The sequence below is a fragment of the Curtobacterium uvaldense genome (assembly GCF_028307415.1).
Classification (GTDB): domain Bacteria; phylum Actinomycetota; class Actinomycetes; order Actinomycetales; family Microbacteriaceae; genus Curtobacterium.
On the sequence record NZ_JAQMHU010000054.1, the window covers coordinates 1 to 6,037 of the forward strand.

Consider the following 6,037-nt stretch of genomic DNA (forward strand, 5'->3'; position numbering starts at 1 on the left):
CCACCACCACCGACGTCCACCCGCCATCCGCGCCCCCCGCTAAGTTGCCGCCCCCCCCCCCCCCCGCCCCCCCCCCCCCCCCCCGGCCCCCCGGGGCCGATCGCTGTCCCCGGGGTGCCCGCGGCGCGGGCGCGCGACGCAGTGCCTCAGGCGCGGGGAGGCGCCTGGGGTGCGGGGAGGTGCGGTGCGGCGCCGGGGGCGCGCGGCGGCGTGCGCACCTGGTCGATCCGGGCGTACCGAGCGGAACCGGGCGTACCTGGCGCTTCGGTTGCACCAGGAATGCCCGAAAGCGCCTTACATCGCAGGTGTCATGGGAAGGATCGGGCGTCCGGGCCTGGCCGGGTCGGCGGATCACGGGCCGAGGCAGCACGCTCGCCGGTGCGGGACGATCCGCTCGCACACCGTAGGAGCGAGGAGCACGTGTCGTCCGGACGCTGCGCGAGCGATCGGGACCGACTCGGCGGGCCTTCCCGAGCGGGCAGGACACGCCGCTGGCGATCCGGGCGAGGGCACGATCCGTCGCCGGAGAACGTCGAGCGTGACGGATCTGGCCCGCTCGAGGGACCGGGACGGGTGCATCACAGCGGTCCGGCGGCGTCAGGACGACCGGGACGTGCAGCCAGCAGCGGCCCGACGACGGCAGGACGGCCGGGGGAGAGGGAACGTCAGAGCGGGAGCGTCGTGAGCACGCGGGGGAACACGATGAGGATGCTGACCACGATCACGGCGTAGTTCGCCAGCACGAACGCCCACGAGTAGGGCAGCAGCGAGCGCCCGACCCGCTGGAGCCCGGCGCCGAAGCGTCCCTGCGCCGCGTTCCAGGTCGTGAAGATCCAGAACATCGGGATCGTCACGGTCCACACGAGCAGGCACCAGGGGCACAGGTAGCCGATGACCCAGACGGTCTGCGTGAAGAGCCAGGTGACGAACACCCACGCCAGGAACACCCCGGCGTTGAACAGCACCCAGAACCAGCGGTGACCGTTCCGCATGCCGGCGAGCAGCATCACCCCGACGGCGATCGGGGCGACGAAGCCCATCACGCCGAGGAGCGGGTTCGGGAACCCGAACAGGGAGCCCTGCCAGCTCGTCATCACCTGCGAGCAGTTCACGAACGGGCTGACGTCGCAGCTGAGTGCCTTCGACGGGTTCTCGTACTTCGCGAACTCGTCCAGCACCAGGTTGAACGCGGCGAAGAGGCCGACTGCTCCGGTGACGATGAGGAAGACCGCCATCGCGACCGGGCGGCGGGGCGTGGTTGCGCTCGTGCTCACGGCGTCATCATCGCATGTCCGTTCCGGACCTTTCCTGGCACCTCGTGCGACAATGACAGCAGTCGCGCGGCCGATCCGTGCGGCGAGAGAGCTTTCCGGGCGCAGCCCGGACGATCAGGCGCGGTGAGAGCGCGCCGTGACCGGGACTCGCGTCACATCCGATGCCGAGCCGGTCGGGCCGGGTGTCCGACACGGAACGACACCGGACCGCACGCCGGGACGACGAACACCGGTCACGAGAACGAACGCGGGGGCGTGGACGCCACCCGTGACAACCACAGAATTCCCGCCGTCCGTCAGGACGCGAGTGGGGCCGAGGAGTGCACCAGATCCATGGTGGAGCAGAACACCGACAACCCGAACAACGAAGAAGTCGCACCGAAGCGCCGTGGCCGCCTGTTCGGCAGCCGTCGCGCCCGGTCCACCGGCCAGGAGGCCCGTGGTGACGTCGACACCGACACCAGCGACATCGAGACGGTCGCCGTGACCGACGACGCGCCGACCGACGAGACCGCTGCGGTCGACGGACCGGTCGCCCCGGACAGCGCGTCGACGGATGCCGAAGCGACGGACACCGAAGCGACGGGCAGCGCGCCGACGACCCCTGCGTCGACGGACACGGCGACGGCGGACGACGCCGTCGAGGTCGCGGTCGAGCACGTCACGGCCGCCGCGGCGGAGCCCCAGGACGTCTCGACGGTCACGGGCAGCCAGCCCGTCGTCGACGCGTCGTCGGACGGCGGTGCAGCCGGCACCGAGCGCAGCACGGTCGCGGACGCACCCGCTGCGACCACAGCAGCCGACCCGGACGGGGCGACCACGGCGGACGACGCGTCCACCGCGGTGGCGACCGACGCGGTCGAGGTGGGCGGTGCCTCCCGGCCGGAGCCCGCATCCGCCCCCGAGGCGGACGAGCCCTTCGTGCCGAAGGCGACCAGCACCCTCAGCCTGATCTTCCACGCGCCGGTCCTGCCGGACCTGCCGGCCCTGCCGGCGCGCGCTGCGCGTGACGAGGACGACGACGAGGACGACGAGCAGGGCGGCAGCCGCCGTCGCTCGCGTCGTCGCGGGAGCAGTGCCGACCGCCAGGAGCGCGGTGTCCGTGAGCCGCGCGACCACCAGGAGCCGCGCCGCCGCGAGCCGGAGCTCATCACCGAGCCGCAGCGCATCAAGGGGTCCACCCGCCTCGAGGCGAAGAAGCAGCGTCGCCGCGACGGCCGTGACGCCGGTCGTCGTCGCACGGTCATCACCGAGGACGAGTTCCTCGCGCGCCGCGAGAGCGTCGACCGCCAGATGATCGTCCGGTCGAGCTCGTCGAAGATCGAGATCGGCGTGCTCGAGGACAACGTCCTCGCGGAGCACTACGTCACCAAGTCGCACAACGTCTCGCTCATCGGGAACGTCTACCTCGGCAAGGTGCAGAACGTGCTGCCCTCGATGGAGGCGGCCTTCGTCGACATCGGCCGCGGTCGGAACGCCGTGCTCTACGCGGGCGAGGTGGACTGGAACTCGGTCGACACCGGCAACCACGGCCGACGCATCGAGGCCGCGCTCAAGCCCGGGGACAAGGTCCTCGTGCAGGTCACCAAGGACCCGGTCGGGCACAAGGGTGCCCGTCTGACCTCGCAGGTCTCGCTGCCGGGTCGCTACCTGGTCTACGTGCCGAACGGCTCCATGAACGGCATCTCGCGCAAGTTGCCGGACACCGAGCGTGCGCGCCTGAAGAAGATCCTCAAGGAGGTCCTGCCGGAGCACGCGGGCGTCATCGTCCGCACCGCTGCCGAGGGTGCGACCGAGGAACAGCTCACGCGCGACGTGCAGCGCCTGACCAGCCAGTGGGACGCGATCCAGAAGAAGGTGCAGAACGGGCACGCCCCGGTCATGCTGCACTCGGAGCCGGACCTGCTCGTCAAGATCGTGCGTGACGTCTTCAACGAGGACTTCACGAAGCTGATCATCGACGGCGAGGCCGCGCGCGGCACCATCGAGGAGTACCTCGACGCCGTGGCGCCCGACCTCAAGGACCGCGTCGAGATCTACGACGGCCCGGACTCGTTCGAGGAGTACCGCCTCAACGAGCAGATCGAGAAGGCCCTGGACCGCAAGGTCTGGCTGCCCTCGGGTGGCTCGCTCGTGATCGACCGCACCGAGGCCATGACGGTCGTCGACGTCAACACCGGCAAGTTCGTCGGCTCCGGCGGCAACCTCGAGGAGACCGTCACCAAGAACAACCTCGAGGCGGCCGAGGAGATCGTCCGACAGCTCCGCCTGCGCGACATCGGCGGCATCATCGTCATCGACTTCATCGACATGGTGCTCGAGTCGAACCGCGACCTGGTGCTGCGTCGTCTCGTCGAGTGCCTGAGCCGCGACCGCACGAAGCACCAGGTGGCCGAGGTCACCTCGCTCGGCCTCGTGCAGATGACCCGCAAGAAGATCGGCGTCGGGCTGCGTGAGTCGCTCGACGAGGTCAACGCCAAGGTCAACGACAACAACGCGGACCCCGGGCCCTCGAAGGGGCGCCGCAAGGGCCGCGGCAACGGCGGCTCGACCGGTGGCAACGGCAACGGCAACGGCCAGGGAGGCAACGGGCACGGTGGCAACGGCGGCTCCGGCAGCGGGGGCTCCGGCAACGGGTCGACCGGCCAGTCGTCGCAGGCGCACCAGATCACCGAGGACGTCAAGAACGCGCTGTCCCGCATCGCGGCCTCGACCCTGCCCCACGACGAGGCGTCGTCCGGCGAACCGGTGACCGGCGTGGCTTCGCCGCGCGGCGGTGCGGCGACCCCGGACCCCGAGGCCGCGGTCTCCGCCTCGGCCGATGCACCAGCGTCCGGTCCGTCGCCGGTGTCCGCGCCGGAGCGTGGCGCGGAGGACGCCGGGGGTGCGGGCAACCGTGACGGCGAGCAGTCGTCCGGGTCGAAGCGCCGCCGCCGTCGTGGCGGTCGTGGTGCCGGCAGTGCTGCACCCGAGCAGCGCGGTACCGACGAGCAGGATGCCGAACAGCACGGCGGCGAGCAGCGCGGGTCCGCCGCGCGCGACACCGACGAGGCCGTCCAGCACCGTTCCGGCCGCGCGGGCTCCGCTGGCGCACAGGAGACCCCTTCGCAGGGGTCCGCTCCCGAGCCGTCCGCGCAGGAGGCCGCTCCGGCGAAGACCGCGCCGACCCGTCGCCGCGTGAGCTCGAGCGCTCCCGTCACCCCGACCGAGAACACCGTCGCGATCCTCGACATCCCGGTGGCCGTGACCAAGCGTGAGCCGCGTCCGGTCCGGGACGACGCGGAGTCGCTCCTCGACTCCGTGCTGCAGGCCCTCCCGGAGCCGAAGCAGCCGGGGCAGGGCCGATCGCGGTCGCGCCGTGTGTCGTCGCCGAGCATCAGCGCACCGGCGTCCTCGGACGACGACGGGCAGGACGACGGCGCCGTGATCGTGGGGAACTGACGTGAGCCACGCGGGCGACCCGAACGGTCGGCAGCAGGACCGCGGGTACTACGGTGCGGGCTGGTCGCAGCCCGCACCGCCCGCGGGCGGCCAGCCCGGTGGCCCGGCGTGGCCCGGCCAGCAGCACGTCGGCCAGCAACCCGGCGGCCAGCAGCAGCCGCCGTACGGCCGCCCGCAGGACGGTCAGCAGCCGTACGGTCAGCAGCCGTACGGCCAGCCGCAGGACGGCCAGCAGCCGTACGGTCAGCAGGGCCGGGTGCGGTCACGGCCGCCCCGGACCGCGGATCCGCGCCGGGCGTTCGCACCCGGAGCGTCGGTCGCCAACGTCACGGGGGCCCTCATCGCCGTCGTGTCCGTCGTGCTCGTCGAGGTGGTGTCCGGCGTCCTCGGGCTGCTCGGGGCGTCCCTCGTCGTGCACCCCTTCTCGACGTACGGCACCGGGGCGAGCCTGCTCGGCAGCTTCGTGTCCGGCGTGTTCGCCTCGCCGTTCCCGTTCTACGTGGGAGCGTTCACGGCCCTCGCGTTCCTCACGCCGATCGCGCGGCGGAGTCCGCTGCCGACGGTGCTCCTCCGTGCCGTGCTCGCCGGTGCCGCGGGGACGGTCGCCCTGGCGCTCGTCGGGGTCTTCACCGGGTCCTACGCCGCGGTCCGGACGGGGTCGGGTGCCCGGCTCGTCATCGACGTCCTCACCGGGCCCCTGCAGAACGGCATCCCCTTCACCCTCATGCTCCTCGCGACGTCGACCGTGGCGTGGCTCTGGCTGGGACGTCCACGGGGAGGACGCCCGGGGCAGGGCCCGACGGGCGGACGACCGGGGACGGTCCGTCCTGCGGACGCCGTGCCCGCGCCGACCGTGCAGCCCGCCGTGCAGCCCTACGGTGCGCAGCAGCAGCAGCAGCAGTACGGTCAGCCGTCCGGGTCCCAGCAGGCCGCCGGCCAGCCGCCCGTGCAGCGGCCCGACGACCGGTGGACGCCGCCGACGCGCTGACACCGACACGCTCGGTCGCCGGGCACCGCCGGTGCGCTGACACAGCCACCGGCGGGAGCCCGGCTCCGGGCGTCCGTCGTCGGCTCGCTCGACCCCGCCGGGCCACCCCGTGCACCGCCGGACCGCCGGACGCCGAACCGTGCCGACCGCACGGCGCGAGCTGCTGCTGACCACCGGGAAGCACCTCGCGCCACGCCGTCACGTGGTTCGACGTGCTCGACGTCGTGCGGACGCCGACAGCGCCGCCACACTGCCGCTCGCCAGCCGGTGGCCGCCACCCTGCCGCCCGCCGGCCGGGGGCTGCCGGCGACCGGCGGCTGCCGGCGTCCGGCGT

At 72.8% G+C, this 6,037-nt stretch carries 3 protein-coding genes; 2 read left to right on the plus strand and 1 reads right to left on the minus strand.

What is annotated here, in order from left to right:
- Nucleotides 1-665: 665 nt before the first annotated feature.
- Nucleotides 666-1,274 carry a vitamin K epoxide reductase family protein gene (locus tag PIJ49_RS16690; protein ID WP_271827122.1) on the minus strand — a complete coding sequence of 203 codons (609 nt, stop codon included), beginning with the start codon at nucleotides 1,272-1,274 and terminating at the stop codon, nucleotides 666-668.
- Between the two features lie 333 nt (nucleotides 1,275-1,607).
- Here PIJ49_RS16690 and PIJ49_RS16695 point away from each other — a divergent pair, with 333 nt between their 5' ends.
- Nucleotides 1,608-4,715 carry an Rne/Rng family ribonuclease gene (locus PIJ49_RS16695; RefSeq protein ID WP_271827123.1) on the plus strand — a complete coding sequence of 1,036 codons (3,108 nt, stop codon included), beginning with the start codon at nucleotides 1,608-1,610 and terminating at the stop codon, nucleotides 4,713-4,715.
- A gap of 1 nt (nucleotide 4,716) precedes the next feature.
- Nucleotides 4,717-5,703 (plus strand): hypothetical protein, encoded by a 987-nt coding sequence (locus PIJ49_RS16700; RefSeq protein ID WP_271827124.1) that lies wholly within the window; start codon nucleotides 4,717-4,719, stop codon nucleotides 5,701-5,703.
- The last annotated feature ends 334 nt before the right edge of the window (nucleotides 5,704-6,037 follow it).